Source organism: Yersinia sp. IP36721 (assembly GCF_003634395.1).
Classification (GTDB): domain Bacteria; phylum Pseudomonadota; class Gammaproteobacteria; order Enterobacterales; family Enterobacteriaceae; genus Yersinia; species Yersinia entomophaga.
Window position 1 is genome coordinate 1 of sequence record NZ_QCZL01000106.1, and the last position, 314, is coordinate 314.

The following is a 314-nucleotide window of genomic DNA, read 5'->3' on the forward strand; positions in this document are numbered from 1 at the left end:
ACCTAAAACGGGTGAGTTATGAGGCAAAAACGGTTAAAATTCCAGAAGTTCGCCACTTTTGGAGCCAAGAACATGCGCGTATTAAAAATCGAATGTACAGAGTGCGGTGCTATGGCTATCATTAAAAAGACGAACCGTAAGCACCGTGAAATTGCTGATATTTACTGTGCATGTGCTGATGTTGAGTGTGGGCATACTTTTGTTTTAAATCTCACTTTTTCCCACACCATAAGCCCTAGCGCTAAAACCGGTGACAAGTTACTAAAAACCGTTGTTCAAGGTCTAAACCCTCAACAACGGCAAATGATGTTAGA

At 41.4% G+C, this 314-nt stretch carries 1 protein-coding gene; it reads left to right on the top strand.

The window, feature by feature from the left end; translation table 11 throughout:
* Window positions 1-18 precede the first annotated feature (18 nt).
* Window positions 19-314 (top strand): ogr/Delta-like zinc finger family protein (locus DBA33_RS20530; protein WP_162975270.1); only part of this gene is annotated, 296 nt, incomplete at its 3' end.